This window comes from Paenibacillus sp. EKM211P (assembly GCF_011066175.1).
Taxonomy (GTDB): Bacteria; Bacillota; Bacilli; order Paenibacillales; family Paenibacillaceae; genus Paenibacillus; species Paenibacillus polymyxa.
Genome location: NZ_JAAMNS010000008.1, coordinates 138,309 through 154,309, shown reverse-complemented (window position 1 = coordinate 154,309; position 16,001 = coordinate 138,309). Strand labels below are relative to the sequence as shown.

Sequence of the window (16,001 nt, the reverse complement as noted above, 5' to 3'; positions counted from 1 at the left end):
GTATCAGGTTAGAATATATAGTATAACTAGCGGTATGCCAGATATTAGGGCATACCGCTTTTTGGGTCGGCTGACTATTGTCCATCATACGTCCGCACAATTATCCTTCCGCAGCGAGCAGAGATTCCTGTGCCAGTGGCAGCAGGATGACGACCTCCGTCCCCACTCCGGGCTCACTTTCATAGCGTATACTCCCGTTCATGGCTTCAATAATTCGAAAGGAAACGACCGTTCCCAGTCCTGTTCCTACCTCTTTGGTTGAAAAAAACAAAGTACCCACTCGTTCGAGATGCTCCTGGCTCATGCCTTTTCCAGTATCCCTGATACTCAGACATGCCTGCTCTTCCTGTATCGCCAGCTTTATGTATACCCTGCCTCCATCTTCCGCAGCTTCAATCGCATTTTTCGTCACATGTATTAACGCCTGTAGCAGCTGGTTACGATCTGTATGTACATAAATTTCATTCCTTAGCTCTGTATACAGCCTTACGCCTTGCTTGGTCGCCATTGGTTTCAGAAGCAAAACGATCTGTTGAACCATGCCAGACAGATCCATCCGTTCTGTGTTCCCAATCTGCGGTCTGGATAAATTCAGATAATCGCTAATAATTCTTTCAGCCCGATCCACCTCTGCCAGTGCCAAAGCAACATATCTGCGATTTTTCCCTTCTAATCCTGACTGAACCATTTGCAGGAACCCTTTTACGACGGTTAAAGGATTCCGTACTTCATGAGCCATCGAGGCTGCCAGTTCACCCAACGTATTCAGACGCTCGGCATATTTAATTTTTCTTCTCATTTCTTCCCGCTCCAAACTAAATTCCATCCAGAAAGAAGAGGCTCCAATACTTAGGAATTGAATCACACCGAACCAGAGTATTGAGCGAATCAGCTCAATCTCATCCTCATCCAGTCTGCCATTGATCCAAGAATGTATTAAAAGAAAAATCAGCATAACTCCAGTGATCCATATACTCATTACCATATTCATGCCCACTCGAAGCAACATGCTTTTGAGCTGCATAAATTTTTTTCTTACCAAGAGAGGTCCCAAATAACACAACATCATGCTCGGAAGCCCCACCACCATAGACTCGGGGCCTACATACATACGAGCCATTACCATTAGCGTCACATTCATTAGACCTGCCTTGGGACCAAAATATAAAACAGAGAGAATCAAAGGAACATACCGAAGATCCCAATATAATCCGTACCAAATGTACGAAAACATAAGGCAAAGCACCGAAGAAACACCCAGCACCCCTCCCATAAGCAGCAGGGTATGCTTCCTATGCCGATGATCCGACAAAGCGCTATATACGAGTAACGGTACAAACACAAGAAATATGTTCACGAGCAGCTTATCTACCAGCATCTCGTCTTTCCCACTTTCCAAGTGATAATGATTACATACTTCTTCTATTCTCGATAATACGTACCTTTTCCTCTCTCATCTCCTGCATCTGATGAAAAATATAGGGCGATTCGGCAACACACCAGAACATTGGCCCACGCAAACCGGAAACCCACTTCATAAGATACGATGTATCCTTTATCACAATGACCGAGAGGAGAATGAGCATGGGAGCAGAAGAAACAAGAGGCGGTTACGGTGGTTACGGCGCATTCACAAGCACAGGAACAATTTTGGTACTGTTCATTTTGTTAGTTATCATCAGCAAAACGATCTTCGTTTAAGCAGACGGATATCTGCACCCACGACTACCATAGCAGCGAACGTACAAAAAAAGGCTAATCCGCAGGCAGCTCAGCTTTTGCTGCTTGCGAATTAGCCTTTACTTTATTCAGACAGATATGGGTCACACTTCTTCCTCATCCTGTCCATCCAAACGCCATTTTTTGGCTTGAGTACCACGGAGCAGGAACACAACAAGGACTCCCCCAACCAATATAAGCAATGTAGACAGTAAATCCTCCGTTCCTTTTGCCAGAAAAGGAAGCCACAGCACCACCGCAGCCGGCAACGTCAACCGAACAACAAAGTCAAGAAAAGACGCACGGCGACTATGCGCAGGAATCGGATATAACTGAAGCCACAACGAATCCCTGTGATACTGTCTTAATGAAGTAATCTGAACACCTATGAGGAATATAAAAAATAAATATACGGCAATACCAATCCAGCTAGCATGGGTGATATATATAATTAACAGACCCAGAATACCTAACCGAATGACAATGCCTGCTGGTTCTGTACGCAAGAACGTCTTAAACAGCAGGTAACGATACGCTCCCTTTCTGTTCCAAGGTATGTTGCCACCCAGCCAGGACAGCCAGCGGCGCGGCGTCACTCTCTGTGTAAGGGCAGGCACATCGACAAACCAGCCCAACGTACGCATCACGCGGGCAGCCTGCATAGCCTCTGTGCGGATCAGTTTTTCCCAAGCCACTAGCAGTTTGACCGGCAAACGCAGAACAAGCACGTACACCACGCCAACCAATACGATAAACGGCAAGCTGTGTAACGGAGGCTGCCATAGCCATGCGGCTACCATCAGCACAGCCAGCACCCACCGCAGTAGACGATAGCCTATGCTCCCGCCAACCGATACCATGCGAAGCTCCTGCCAGCCGCCGTAGCTAAATAGCACCTTCAGTAGCACGAACAGCAGCAGAGTCAGTAGCAGCGGCTTAGGCGCAGCATCACTGCGGATATACAACGCCCACAAAATCATGGACAGCAGCAGCAGACCGAATATTTTGTACACCACACCTCGAATCCGGCTGGCCTTAAAATATTGTGGCATCGCGTACTCCTGGGGACGAAGGAAGACTATATCTGCCGCATTCAAATACGTTCGAAAGCTCGCATGCGCAATTGGAATAGCTACAATAAGCATGATCCAGCGGATGGGCAAATCCGGCGGAATATGCATGAGTAGTGACGTGTACCATGCGGCAAAGGCAATCAGCGCAAAGCCGAAGACCACTGCAAGGCCGCTCTGAATGACATAGCCCAGATAAGGCAGCACCTGTCCCCAGAACGCTAGACGTCTTTCTTTATGCAAACGTTGCAAATCCATGCTCATTCCCTGCCCTGTACCAGCTCATAAAATGCATCTTCCAGCGGCATGCCCGGCTTACCCGCCTGTGCTGTCACTTCATTCAGCGTACCCTGAGCAATGATGGCACCCTGATGAAGCACAATGAAACGATCGCAATAATTTTCAATCGTGGACAAAATATGAGAACTGAGCAAAATAGACGAGCCCGAACGCTTCATCTCCAACATAAAGTCAAGCAGAGAACGAATGCCGAGCGGGTCCAAACCCAAAAAAGGCTCATCTATGACATACAACGGCGGCCCCGCTAAAAATGCGCACATAATCATCACTTTTTGGCGCATCCCTTTGGAGAGATGCATCGACATACTTCCGCTTTTATCCCGCATACGGAACAAATCCAGCATTTGATCACTGCGCGTGCGGAAATCTGCTTCGCTGACTCCGTACGCTCTAGCCGTGAACTCCATATGCTCCATCACTGTCATTTCAGGATACAGCTCTGGAGCTTCAGGTACAAAAGCAATAGCTCCCTGATATACCTCGGGATTCTCATCCTGCTTATGCCCCTGTACGCGAATCTCTCCGGCCTGCGGTGTCATCAGACCCAAAATATGCTTCATGGTCGTACTTTTCCCGGCCCCGTTCAGACCGATCAGTCCCACCATTTCGCCCGGTTTCACATCGAGCGAAATCTGATGCAGCACCGGGCGTTTGGCGCTGTATCCACCAGTCAGTCCGTTAATTTGCAACACAGGCTGTTGTTCCATGGCTTCCCCTCTTCTCCCTTACTCGTTCGGTTTTGATCCTTTTTCCTTCAGCCATCTTGGCGCACCCTTGTTTTTACGATCACGCTCGCGCTGTGCCTTTCCTGCTTTGGATAAGGCTGCTCCTTTGCTCTTGCCTGGAGCTGAACCGCTCACGGAATTCCTGCCTGGACGTCCTGCTTCAGTCCGAACAGGTGTCTTGCGATTTTCCGTCACTGTTCCATTGGAATTGGATCTAGTTTCAGATGGCCTTACAGGGACACGTTTGGCATCCGCCGGGCGCGGCACCACAACTCGACCTCCGTACAACGCACGCTCTGCAATATCGATTCCCAGTTCACGAGAAAACTTACGCATGATGAACGTTTCGCGGTCAGTCACAACCGACACTACTAATCCTTTGCGTCCCATACGTCCTGTCCGTCCTGCGCGGTGAACATAAGCTTGACTATCCGTAGCCGGGTCAAAATGAATGACCATTTCAAGGCCCTCAATATCCAGACCACGGGCTGCCACATCGGAAGCGACCAGCACTTTGAGCTTGTCCTCGCGGAATCGGGCCAACACGTTGCTGCGCGTGACTTTATCTGCATCTCCATACAAGGATGCCGTAGTTAGACCCATATGCTTGAGCTTGGCTTCAATTTCCCCAATAGCATTGGTTGTATTCACGAACACCAGCGCTTTTCTCGGATTAAAGTGCCGTACCAGACGGCGCAGCATATCCACCTTATCCCGTTCTTCGGATACAAAGTAGTAATGTTCCAGTCCACTGGCCGTCTTCTGGTCAGGATCAATCCCAATTTCTACGTAATCAGGCATCTCCCGTTGTGCCAGCGACTGAATTTCATTATTCAGCGTTGCGGACAGGAATACCAATTGACGGTCACGTTGGGCAGAGCCCAGTATATTGGTCACATCGCCTGCTCCGCCGAGCTGGAACATCTGATCCACCTCATCGATGACAATTGTTGTAATATTGTGCATCTTCAGCTTTTTCGAAGCGATGAGTTCCCGTACACGGCCTGGTGTGCCTACCACAAGCTGTGGGTGATCCTTTAGCTTTTCGATTTGGCGCTTGATGGCTGCCCCACCAATCAGACCCAGTACACGGATTCCACGATGCTCTCCGTAGCGCTGACCCTCACGTACAATTTGCATGGCCAATTCCTGGCTTGGAGCCAGTATGAGCTTTTGCGTAGCCTTTTTCTGTGGGTCAATGGCTTGTAGCAGCGGTAGCAAATAAGCCAGTGTTTTGCCTGTGCCGGTTTGCGAGCGTGCCAATACATGCTGTCCCTTCATTATTTCCGGTATAGCCTCTGCCTGAACTGGCGAAGGCTGTGTAATTTCATGCTCGGTCAGTTTGTCCAGCAGATCTTGTTCAACGCCGAGCGCTTCAAAATTCGATGTCATGAAAAGGTCCAACCCCTATACGTAAATTCGTTACTCTCCATTATATGCGAAAATAGCCTTGTTACCAAATCACAAAAATAAAAGATGTCCCTCACCACACCTAATGGCTACGGGACATCTATTATTTCTTATTCATCACACCATGCCCCAGCCTGTCGATCAGTCTGGGAGCTAATTGATACAACTTGAGAAAAGGAGATACCCACTGTGGCAGATTAACCTCCTCCTTACCAAGCTCTATCGCCCTTACGATATGCTGTGCCACCTTATCAGGTTTTAGCATAAACCAGCCAACATTCCGCACATAACCCCCGGAGGGATCTGCCAGTTCAAAAAACGGTGTATCAATCGGCCCGGGGTTAATCGTCGTTACGGTCACTCCACTTCCGCGCAGTTCTTGCCGGAGCGCATTACTGAAGCCGAGCAACGCATGCTTCGTGGCCGTATAAGAAGCCGATTTGGCTGTCCCGATTTTCCCAGCCATCGATGCTACATTAACAATCTGCCCACAGTTCCGCTCTGTCATTTGTGGCAGAAATGCCTTGATGCAGCGAATAACCCCCATATAGTTCACGTCCATCATTTGTTCGAACTCTGTCAGGTCGGTCTCATTAAAATACTCAAACTTACCGTACCCCGCATTGTTGAGCAATATATCAACCCGTCCGTATTCTTCCAATACTCGTGCAGCCACAGCCTCTACCTGCTCCTGGCAAGTTACGTCCAGTGGGATCAGCTCGTGCCTGCCGCTGATTCCCGCAGATACTTGCTTCAGTCGTTCCTGCGAGCGCGCTGTTAAAATAGGAATCGCGCCCTTTGCGCTCAACAACTGAGCGCAAAGGGCGCCAATTCCACTGGATGCACCTGTAATCACAATTACCTTATCCTGCAATGTACTCATGGACATCCCTCCACATTAAAGAAACTTACTCCTTTAATATTAAGAGATCATCACCTGAATATCCAGCTCACCGATTCCTTCCACCGAAAGCGGAATACAAAGGGCACGCTGAGGCACAAAAGTGGTCAAGTTTTCTGATTTCATGACCTGCGGAGGGGTGATATCCACGACAATTCCTTGACTGGACAAAATTGTACTGGCATTGCCACTAATCATATTGCCCAATTCCGAAATTGCGCTTTTTCCCATCTCATCAATTTCAGTCAACACAAATCCGCCCATCATCGCCGATACCATACGTAGCGCCACCTGTTCATTCAGGCCGAACACAATATTTCCGCTAAGCTGTCCAGTCATCCCGATCATAATCCAGATATGGTCGTCCACCAGCTCGACATTTTTCACACCGAGATTTCCGGGTAAAGGAGATACTTGGATCAATTGTTCAATGACCCGTCTCGCCGACTCCAAAAAAGGATTTATCACTTCTGCCTTCACGATCATTGCGCCCCTTTACGATGGGCTTTTAGACACACAACAAAAGTCCCATTTTAATTTGAGTTTTTTATTCAAATAATGCTGTATAACGACTCAACCTGCAATAAAATGCTCTCTCTATCACTTATCGACAGCAGTCCGGCAATTTTTTATAGCTAAAGCACAAAAAATGTGAATAATGTCCTATATCTTTACTCCATGCCGAATTTAGACAGGTTAATTTTAAAGTATATCAGGACTTTAGTCTTTATTTCCCAATATACCACACTTTACGATGTACTGCTTCGATTCATTGCCCTTCCTGCTCGAATAACCTATAATCTAATGAAATAAAGCATAACGATGGTTTTACATATAAACAAGTAGATTGGCTAAACTCAGTCTATACAGCTGCGACAAGCTAAAGAAAAGAGAGGAGGAACTTCATGAACATCAGTCAACTTGAAACGCTTATCATGATTTCCAAAACGATGAGCTTCCGTAAAGCCGGAGAACTTCTCAATTTGACGCAGCCGGCAGTGTCCGCCCAAATCAAAAGTCTGGAAGATGAGTTCAAAACCATTCTGATTGACCGCAACCAGCCCGTCACCCTGACCGACCGGGGAGTTGTTTTTTTGGAACACGCCGAGCGCATATTAGAGGTAGTTGAGGAATTAAGACAGAGATTGTATGACTTGAACGAAACACCGCAGGGTCACATTGCGCTGGGTACCACAACATCCATCGCCATTCAAATTTTACCGCGTGTGCTCTCCTACTTTCAGGATCAGTTCCCTCTCATCAAAACCTCCATTCAATCCATGGCCTCCTCGATGATCTATCAACAGGTGGAGAACGGACTTATTGATGTTGGTATCGGGTATCTGATCGAACGTAATCCCAATCTAAGCACTTCAGTCCTGTATTATGATTCTTTTGAACTTGTCGTGTCTCCTACACATCCGCTGGCCTCGCAACCACACGCTACTATTGAAGCCCTTCGGGAAATTCCGCTCATTCTGCTCTCTCCCGATACGGTAGGACGGAAATTCGTGGACGATGTTTTTAAAAAGCACCAAATTGTGCCCCATGTCGTGATTGAGTTGTCCAGCAGTGAGGAAGTCAAACGGATGGTCGAAATCAATCTCGGAGCTGCCATAATTTCCAGACTGTCAGTCACTTCTGAACTGCGTACAGGCACATTAAAAATGATCCATATTCCCGAGCTGGAAGTTAGTCATCCGGTAGGGGTGATTTATAAGTCCGGCCGTTATCTAAACTCAGCAATGCAGCAATTTTTGAGCGATCTGAAGGGGATGCCGGAGACGAATTTCACCAATTCCGAATAACGTAATTCGCTATGAACAACATACACAATATAAACCTTGGTTACGAAAGGAAGACAGTCCATGAAATTTGATCTGCACACCCATCATTTCCGCTGCGGTCATGCAGACGGCAACATTCGGGATTACATCGAAGCAGGTATTCAATCAGGCTTACAAGCTATTGGTATTTCCGACCATTCCCCCTTCCTATGTAGCGAAAAGGATCAGGCTTTTCCTAAAATTTATATGGCCAAGTCACAGCTTGCTGAATATGTAAAAGAAGTACAGGAGCTTAAGAAGGAATACGAGGGCCGTATTGACGTGCTCCTTGGATTGGAAACGGATTATTTCCCTGATTTTGTTGAATTGTATCGTTCCACTTTGGCTCCTTATCCATTTGATTACCTTATCGGGTCGATTCATAATGTCGAAGGGGACAGCATTTTTAACCGCAATCGTTGGAAAAAATTAAGTGACGCTCGTAAAGTCGAGGTCAAACAAGCCTACTATGCGCTCATTCAGCAATCTGCGCGAAGCGGCATGTTTCAGATTTTAGGTCATATTGACGCAATGAAAGGGAATTTCCCTGCCTTTTCAGACATTCCTGCCGATGAAGCCATTGACGAAACCTTGCAAGTGATTGCAGCATCCAATGTAGCGATTGAAATTAACACTTCAGGTAAAACCAAGCTGAGTGGCGGATGGTACCCGTCTGCTTCTATTTTAGAAAGAGCGCACCATTTTGGTGTGGAGGTTACTTTTGGTTCGGATGCCCATAAGCCTTCGCGGGTAGGCGACGATTGGGAAGACGTAAAAGCGATGCTGAAGGATATCGGCTTCCGGGAATGGGTTTATTTTAAAGAAAAACGTAAAATTCCTGTGGCGCTTTAAAAGGCATGAAAGGTGGGATCGCTGATGCAATGGGATGTTTAGGTATTTCTTTATATAGCAATAATCCCATTGCAATAGCGAACGCTATGCTTCTCCAGATTCAAATCCTCGCTCTGCTACCAATCGCCTTAAACCGTACAGCTCCATTATCTTAAATAAATAACATCTTTGTGTGAGGAGAATTACATATGCAATTGGAAGATCCTATGGACAAGCTCAAAAAGCTAAAGCATGACATCACGCGCTTTATGCTCATCTATAAATTTGCACTCGATGAAATGGAAACCAAGATTGAAATATTAAAGCAGGAGTTTCAGGCGTTGCACGATTACAGCCCTATTGAGCATACCAAATCACGCCTCAAATCTCCTGAGAGCATCATGAACAAAATGCTTCGTAAAAATAGCGAGTTATCGCTGGATGCTATCAAAGATTCTATCAAGGATATCGCGGGCTTGCGTATTACTTGCTCTTTTATTTCTGACATTTATGATGTCAGTAACATGCTTCAGAGACAGAGTGACCTCAAGGTGCTGGAAATCAAGGATTACATCAAGAATCCCAAGCCGAACGGTTATCAAAGCCTGCATTTGCTGATTCAAGTTCCTGTATTCATGTCGGACTGTGAGGAACTAGTCTGCGTAGAGGTGCAGATTCGAACCATTGCGATGGATTTTTGGGCGAGCCTGGAGCATAAAATCTTTTATAAATACAACCAGTCTGTTCCCGAGAGTCTGACACGTGAATTAAAGAACGCAGCGGATTCCGCTAATGCGCTGGATCTGCAAATGGAACGTCTGCATCGTGAAATCAAGGAGATTAAAGATGCCAGAGGTGAAGAAGACTCTATGGAAGAGCTTCGAAAGATTATGATTAATAATCAGCAGATTACGGTACCAGCCAATTTTTTGAAGCTTCTAGGGGAATAATCTGAATCAACTAATAGCGTGATTATTCAAAAATTGAAGAATAGAATCATTGATTAAGATGGGCTGCTCTCTAAGCATATGCGGTCGATGACTACAACCCAGAGCAACTTGATAACGTGAATCTTGGACGCATGAGCATAATTCCTGAAGCTGCTCTTCTGTGGCAAAGTCGTCATGTTCACCGGCGATAAATAATGCAGGGCACGTAATGCGGCTTAACTCATTACGTGTCAATTGCGGATATTGGCGCCAATCCTGAGCGCTCTGACGCATAAATTCCTGCCAATTACCTTGATGTGCTTCCTCATGGCGTTCCATCATTTGATGGATCATTTCATAGCGTTCGTTCTTAATGAGCCACTCCGGCTCAAACTCATCTGCCCCCTCAGGACATGCGACTCCACTACACCCAATGGTAGTAACGGTTGCGAACATTTGAGGGTGCTTCACCGCACAGTATAAAGCCACATTGCCTCCGCAGCTGTACCCAATAAGATGAGCTTTAGAAATATGTAACGCCTGCATAAAATCAATCACATCTTCTGCTATACTTCTGCTGAAAATCAAGTAATTGAGATGAAAAAGCCAGGATTCCCCTTGAATAATGACTGTGCAAAAATATGACGGGGTCTCCTACACCCATTTTTTCGTAATACATTTCTAAATCCCGAGTTTTTACGTATGGCATGTGATCCTCCCTTTTTTATTGCGTCCTGTATCTTTTACATTCCTTAGTCCGTCTATCTTAATATAAATGAAAACCATTCCATGAGGAGTGATGTAAGTATGAAAAAGGTACTTGTTTTGGGAGGAACGCGCTTTTTCGGCAAGAGACTGGTGGAACGTCTGCTGGACAGTTCCGAGAACTCCATTACTATTCTCACGCGGGGCCACACAAACGATTCGTTTGGTGACCGTGTTCAACGGATCTGTGCAGACCGTACGGACCCGCAAGCGCTCGCAGAGGCGGTAGGTGAGCAAGTGTGGGACGTTGTTTATGATAATATTTGCTATTCCCCAGATGAAGCCAGCGAAGCCTGTCGTATTTTTGATGCTAAAGCCAAAAGGTATATTATGACCTCAAGCCTATCTGTCTATGATCCAAGCCCGGAAGCGGTGACAGAGAATATCTTCGATCCTCAGGCTTATCCAGTTCGCCAGGGCGGAAAGGACGATTTTACATATCAAGAGGCTAAACGGCAGGCTGAAGCAGTTTTTACGCAGCAAGCTACGTTCCCTGTAGTGGCTGTTCGTTTTCCGATTGTATTGGGAACAGATGATTATACGAAAAGACTTCATTTTCATATTGAACATGTTCGTGCAGGCCAAGAAATTGGAGTACCTAATCCCGCAGCCCATATCTCATTTATTCGTTCCGATGAAGCTGCAGATTTTCTGCTTTGGCTTGGGTCTGCTCATTTAACAGGCCCTGTAAATGCTTGTTCCGACGGTACAGTAAGGATTGGAGATATCATTTCCATTATCGAGCAGGTCACGGGAAAACAAGCTGTGATCCAAGAAAAAACAGCAGACGAGCATATGTCTCCATTCGGTATTACACAGTCGTGGTACATGGATACATCCAATGCCCAGTCAGAGGGATACTCATTCCTCTCCCTAAACGAATGGTTACCAGAGCTGGTAATCAGCCTGAACCGTACCTATGAATCATAAAAAAAGGGGACCCGAAGCTTCGGGTCCCAGCAATATATATGATTCAAAGGGGGTCATGTCTATGTTGTACCCAGTCTATATTAAAGTAGTTTTGCAGTTATATTTCATTTTTGTTACAAAATGAAACATAGACAGGATCTGTCCAATCCATATTATCTCGAATTAAAGAACCAAAAAAAGAGGACCCGAATGATCGGGTCCCAGCAACATATATTATTCAAAAGGGGGTCATGTCTGTATTGTACCCGTCCTGTGTTAGAGTTGCTTTGCAGTTATATTTCATCTTTGTAACAAAATATTCCAATGTCATTTCTAGGCATAATCCCCTTGGGTCATCGAAAATACCAATACACTCGGCACCTCTCCTAAGGGATCATAGGCACCAATGGTCCGCAGCAGGCGCATCTTATTTTTCATAAGCACACGCATCGAAGCGTGGTTATTCTCTTGGCAACGACTTTCGATCCGCTTCAGCTTCAGAGACTCGAAACCAAAGTTCAGCATTTCTCCCACGACTTCTGTAGCCAATCCCTGTCCCCAAAAAGGCCGATCCAGAATATAGCCCAGTTGTGCCTCACCCGTCCTTTCATTCCATTGCTGAAAAGAAACGATACCGAGCAACGGTGAGGAGGTCCGTTTGTTGAATTCATCATGCAGATTGCTTTCTCCTGTATTTCTCCGATGCCATTCCACTGCGAAATGCAGAGAATCCAGGGAGTCAGCAGATATTTTAATTTGCGCAACCAGGCGCCTCATTCTGGCATAGACTGGCTTGCGAATTCGATTCACATATTGGATTACCAATGGATCGGATAAGATCCGCTCCAGCGCAGGATAATCCTCCGCTCTTAGCTGGCGCAATCGGACTCGGCGAGTGTAAAGCTCCGGCAATCCGAGACGAAGCATTTCTCTGGTCAGCACAATGTTCCCTCCTGCGGATGGATTCTGCTTTTAGCTATGCATATTTCCATACTTAATCCAGGTCCTGAATTCCGCGGTAAATACCGGTACGCAGTTCTCGAATATAATATGCCAAGGAAGGAACATCTGCCTCCTCTGCTTGTTTTACTGCCAATTCTATATCATAGGGTACACGTACAAACTGAATGGAAAAAGGCGTGAGCTGCTCCTCTCCCCATTGCCCCTCTAAAATGCAGTAGGAAGCCTGGGTGATATCCAACGGATTCCCGACACTCCCAACGTTAAAAAGTGTTTTCCCCTGAAAATGCTGAATAAAAGCATTATGCACATCACCATATCCCACGACCTCTGGAGCAAAAGGTACTTTTCCACTTTCCTCTGCTAGTGGATCGAACATGGCAAGCCTTTTGGCCGGCTCATCCCATGGCTGCACACGGTGATACACACTTTGCGGCGAGGCATGCACCAAGCGGATACGACGTCCGCTCATTCTGAAATCATAATGAAACGGTAACTGTGCCAAATACTGTACTCGCTCTGCACCCAAACGTTCGGCTTGCCAGCTAAAATGGAGATCATCGGTTATGCTAACCAACTCATCCCAATTGCCTCTAACGACGACTTCACAATGTTGGCGGATAGCATCCAGCACCTCGCACGGGCTAGGCCCTTTGCCGATCAGATCCCCCAAACAAAACACACGGCTAATGCCTCGGGAAGCAATATCCTCCAGCACCGCCTCACAAGCAGGCCAATTGCCATGAATATCTGAAATGACAGCAACACGATCCATCTGAATCTCACTCCTTTGTCCCGAAACGACTACATCTCTACACTACATTCAAGCCAACATTATGTAGTTCCAACATATATGATGAAGATGAAAAAAAAGATCATGGCCTATTGGCCAGATTTTAACGTAATCACACTAAGCTCCGGTCTGCACAGCACCCGTATCGGCAAATGTGTCATCCCAATGCCGCGGCTGACATACAGTGGCATTCTATCCGTCCCCACATGAAACAATCCCTGAATGTACTTGCGTCCACCTGGGGGCGGCATCGGTGCTCCAATGACCGGCAAACGTACCTGTCCCCCATGTGTATGTCCTGACAATTGAAGATCAAAGGACATTTGTGCCGCCACATCTGCATAGTCCGGCTCATGCATCAGCAGCAGCTTGCACATCTCATCAGGCAGTCCGTGGATAGCACGCTGCGGATTGGGCTTGCCCATGATGTTATCCTCTAAACCGACAATGGCCACACGTTGTCCCGCGCGCTCTATAACCGTATGCTCGTTTCTCAGCAGCGTAAACCCAGTTTTGGGATATAGCTCCTGAACGCCGGCTGGCAAGCCTCTATAATCATGATTGCCCAGAATAGCAAACTTGCCAAGGGTAGCGTGCATGGAAGCCATAACTGGAACAGCAGCCTTCATAGATACGGAATAATCATCTACAATATCTCCTGTAAAACAGAGCAAATCCGGCTCCAGACCTGCTATCTGGTCCGCCAGCTCACGCAGATCCTGCTCATCCATATGAAACCCCAAGTGTACATCACTGAAATGCACCACCCTAATTCCGTCAAATGCAGACGGAAGACGAGGGAGAGACAAATTGAAGCGTGTAATCTCCAAATGATTAGGCTCCCACAAGGAAGCATATCCTCCAGCCAGAAGTGCAGTTCCTGCAGTGGCCAAAGCCGCTTTCTTCAAAAAACGGCGGCGGGAAGGATTGGCTGGCTCATTTGATAAGGAACGCCGCGAAGAACCGGGAGGGATAGCGGCCTCCTGTTGTAGGCCATCCTGACTCTCGCGGCGGATTTGCGGCGTCTTCTTCATTATGCGTTCCCCCTTGCGTTCTGTCCTTTCTATCTCATTTCTCAGATTTCCCTACTGTCCAGAAGCTCTAGCGATGAGTGGATAACCACTGCTCTGCATAGTCAACCAAATCTCGTTGCCTTGCGAAAAAACATGAAGCCTCTCCAATGTTCACCCGCGTAAAGGATGTGGGACATTCCCGCTCAAAATCAAGTCCCAGCTGCTCAAAATCATCCGAGGTAATATTATAATCCTGAAAAGACACCCACGCTTTGGTCCCATCCACCATCATAGGGGCTTGATGCGTGACAACTTCACGTCCATTATAGGCTGTTCGATATTCTGCCAAATGTAAGGAGGTGTTGCTGTCATGTCCGCAGCCCAGCAACAGTACATAGGCATCTGCCTCATACAGCTTTGCCAAGGGCGAATGCTCACCCAGCCCAAAATCAAGCTCATGCGCTTCCAGCAAGCTTAAAGCAGCAGGTCCACGCCCCGCCAGAGAAACGTGCGGATGCCCGCTGCGCACTGTTCCCGGCAGGCCACGGAACGTTTCTACGATGACGCCCATCCCTCCGGTCAGCGTCCAGGCCGGATCATAAGCGGGCATTTCCTCGCGGACCAGTTCCCACCATGACTCATCCAGAGGCGGGTTCATCCAGGTGGACGGATCTGTCAAGTCGTGTGACTGTGTTGGCATCACCAGCGTTCCTTCCCGGCCAATCGCTTCGGTTAATGCGGCAAGAATGGTGGAGGCCCCGCCTGGAACAAAGCGTCCAAAGCTGCGCATCGACGAGTGAACAAGCAATGTCATGCCGCTCCGAACTCCCAGTTCCCTTAATCCTTTCATTACATCCGACCGCGTGACAGGTCGATTCGTTATCGGTTGCACAGTCACCTGTCCAGCCTCCTTTTCTCCAAAACGATACACAATACTCTAATTATACCATAGTGCAGTCCCTCGCTCCTTCCTCCATGTTACCCTCCATCATTCCTGAGCGCAAAAAAACAGGCTTTCTCCGGTTTGGGAAGAAGCCTGTTTGAGTACAACCTATGGGCTGGCTCTGCTACACAGTCAGCCAGCGCTTGAACATATGCTTGGTCGTTTGCTTGTTCATTTCGGCAATGGAAGTTGTCAATGGAATGCCTTTCGGGCAAGAGCGTACACAGTTTTGCGAATTACCACAGCCCTCCAGCCCGTCGTCCGTCATCAATGCATCCAGGCGCTCCTCCTGATTCATTTCCCCTGTCGGATGGCTGTTAAACAGGCGAACCTGAGATATCGCCGCAGGTCCGATGAACGTCGTCTTCTCATTGACGTTCGGGCATGCTTCCAGACAGACACCACAGGTCATGCACTTGGACAGCTCATACGCCCACTGACGCTTTTTCTCTGCCATTCTAGGACCCGGCCCCAGATCGTAGGTACCGTCAATCGGAATCCACGCTTTGACCTTCTTGAGCGCGTTAAACATCCGGCTGCGGTCAATGACCAAATCCCGTACTACCGGGAATGTGCTCATCGGCGCAATCGTAATCGGCTGCTCCAGCTTATCGACAAGCGCCGCACACGCCTGACGCGGTTTGCCGTTAATCACCATGGAGCAAGCTCCACACACTTCCTCCAGGCAGTTCGACTCCCAGCACACCGGAGCCGTCTCTTTACCTTGGCTGTCTACCGGGTTACGCTGAATTTCCATCAGCGCGCTGATCACGTTCATTCCCGGTCTGTAGGCCAATTCGAATTCTTCCGTATAGGAACTAGCATTAGGCTCATCCTGACGAGTAACCACGAACTTCACTGTTTTATTCGACTTCACTGCTTGCTCCGACATCTAAATCCACTCCCT

17 protein-coding genes are annotated in these 16,001 nt (G+C 47.4%); 5 read left to right on the top strand and 12 right to left on the bottom strand.

Annotated elements, in window-relative coordinates; all coding sequences use genetic code 11:
* Positions 1 to 100 precede the first annotated feature (100 nt).
* The gene (locus G9G57_RS14040) at positions 101 to 1,378 is read right to left on the bottom strand and encodes an ATP-binding protein (protein WP_164965096.1); all 1,278 of its coding nucleotides are present in this window, start codon (positions 1,376 to 1,378) and stop codon (positions 101 to 103) included.
* A 206-nt stretch (positions 1,379 to 1,584) separates the two neighbouring features.
* On the opposite strand from G9G57_RS14040, the gene G9G57_RS25895 reads away from it, so the two are divergent.
* On the top strand, positions 1,585 to 1,701 hold the full coding sequence (locus G9G57_RS25895) for a hypothetical protein (protein WP_013372853.1): 117 nt from the start codon (positions 1,585 to 1,587) through the stop codon (positions 1,699 to 1,701).
* Between the two features lie 122 nt (positions 1,702 to 1,823).
* On the opposite strand, the gene G9G57_RS14035 is transcribed toward G9G57_RS25895, so the two are convergent.
* From G9G57_RS14035 to G9G57_RS14015, 5 genes are all read right to left on the bottom strand, one after another.
* Positions 1,824 to 3,047, bottom strand: a complete 1,224-nt coding sequence (locus G9G57_RS14035; RefSeq protein WP_164965095.1) for an ABC transporter permease — start codon at positions 3,045 to 3,047, stop codon at positions 1,824 to 1,826.
* A gap of 2 nt (positions 3,048 to 3,049) precedes the next feature.
* Entirely contained in the window at positions 3,050 to 3,796 is a 747-nt protein-coding gene (locus tag G9G57_RS14030; protein WP_017427308.1) for an ABC transporter ATP-binding protein, read from the bottom strand.
* Between the two features lie 18 nt (positions 3,797 to 3,814).
* Positions 3,815 to 5,206 carry a DEAD/DEAH box helicase gene (locus G9G57_RS14025; protein WP_164965094.1) on the bottom strand — a complete coding sequence of 464 codons (1,392 nt, stop codon included), beginning with the start codon at positions 5,204 to 5,206 and terminating at the stop codon, positions 3,815 to 3,817.
* 121 nt (positions 5,207 to 5,327) lie between these two features.
* Positions 5,328 to 6,107, bottom strand: coding sequence for an SDR family NAD(P)-dependent oxidoreductase (locus G9G57_RS14020; protein WP_164965093.1), 780 nt, complete (start codon positions 6,105 to 6,107; stop codon positions 5,328 to 5,330).
* A 39-nt stretch (positions 6,108 to 6,146) separates the two neighbouring features.
* Positions 6,147 to 6,605 (bottom strand): chemotaxis protein CheX, encoded by a 459-nt coding sequence (locus G9G57_RS14015; protein ID WP_025365744.1) that lies wholly within the window; start codon positions 6,603 to 6,605, stop codon positions 6,147 to 6,149.
* Between the two features lie 425 nt (positions 6,606 to 7,030).
* On the opposite strand from G9G57_RS14015, the gene G9G57_RS14010 reads away from it, so the two are divergent.
* From G9G57_RS14010 to G9G57_RS14000, 3 genes are all read left to right on the top strand, one after another.
* Positions 7,031 to 7,933: a LysR family transcriptional regulator gene (locus G9G57_RS14010; protein WP_013372859.1), complete on the top strand. Its 903-nt coding sequence runs from the start codon at positions 7,031 to 7,033 to the stop codon at positions 7,931 to 7,933.
* Between the two features lie 60 nt (positions 7,934 to 7,993).
* The gene (locus tag G9G57_RS14005; protein WP_153794231.1) at positions 7,994 to 8,803 is read left to right on the top strand and encodes a histidinol-phosphatase; all 810 of its coding nucleotides are present in this window, start codon (positions 7,994 to 7,996) and stop codon (positions 8,801 to 8,803) included.
* A gap of 188 nt (positions 8,804 to 8,991) precedes the next feature.
* On the top strand, positions 8,992 to 9,732 hold the full coding sequence (locus tag G9G57_RS14000; RefSeq protein WP_016820046.1) for a GTP pyrophosphokinase: 741 nt from the start codon (positions 8,992 to 8,994) through the stop codon (positions 9,730 to 9,732).
* Positions 9,733 to 9,738: 6 nt separating this feature from the next.
* On the opposite strand, the gene G9G57_RS13995 is transcribed toward G9G57_RS14000, so the two are convergent.
* Complete coding sequence (locus G9G57_RS13995) at positions 9,739 to 10,269, bottom strand: alpha/beta fold hydrolase (RefSeq protein ID WP_238799289.1); 531 nt, start codon at positions 10,267 to 10,269, stop codon at positions 9,739 to 9,741.
* A 249-nt stretch (positions 10,270 to 10,518) separates the two neighbouring features.
* On the opposite strand from G9G57_RS13995, the gene G9G57_RS13990 reads away from it, so the two are divergent.
* Positions 10,519 to 11,406: an NAD-dependent epimerase/dehydratase family protein gene (locus G9G57_RS13990; RefSeq protein ID WP_017427304.1), complete on the top strand. Its 888-nt coding sequence runs from the start codon at positions 10,519 to 10,521 to the stop codon at positions 11,404 to 11,406.
* A gap of 312 nt (positions 11,407 to 11,718) precedes the next feature.
* Here the strand turns inward: G9G57_RS13990 and G9G57_RS13985 are convergent, their stop codons facing one another.
* The 5 genes from G9G57_RS13985 to sdhB form a co-directional block, all read right to left on the bottom strand.
* Positions 11,719 to 12,327, bottom strand: a complete 609-nt coding sequence (locus G9G57_RS13985; protein ID WP_017427303.1) for a GNAT family N-acetyltransferase — start codon at positions 12,325 to 12,327, stop codon at positions 11,719 to 11,721.
* Between the two features lie 52 nt (positions 12,328 to 12,379).
* Complete coding sequence (locus G9G57_RS13980; RefSeq protein WP_017427302.1) at positions 12,380 to 13,120, bottom strand: metallophosphoesterase family protein; 741 nt, start codon at positions 13,118 to 13,120, stop codon at positions 12,380 to 12,382.
* A 107-nt stretch (positions 13,121 to 13,227) separates the two neighbouring features.
* On the bottom strand, positions 13,228 to 14,172 hold the full coding sequence (locus tag G9G57_RS13975; RefSeq protein WP_164965092.1) for a metallophosphoesterase: 945 nt from the start codon (positions 14,170 to 14,172) through the stop codon (positions 13,228 to 13,230).
* Between the two features lie 67 nt (positions 14,173 to 14,239).
* Positions 14,240 to 15,049 carry an aminoglycoside N(3)-acetyltransferase gene (locus G9G57_RS13970; RefSeq protein ID WP_117289212.1) on the bottom strand — a complete coding sequence of 270 codons (810 nt, stop codon included), beginning with the start codon at positions 15,047 to 15,049 and terminating at the stop codon, positions 14,240 to 14,242.
* Positions 15,050 to 15,218: 169 nt separating this feature from the next.
* Positions 15,219 to 15,986, bottom strand: coding sequence for a succinate dehydrogenase iron-sulfur subunit (sdhB, locus tag G9G57_RS13965; protein ID WP_013372870.1), 768 nt, complete (start codon positions 15,984 to 15,986; stop codon positions 15,219 to 15,221).
* Positions 15,987 to 16,001 lie beyond the last annotated feature (15 nt).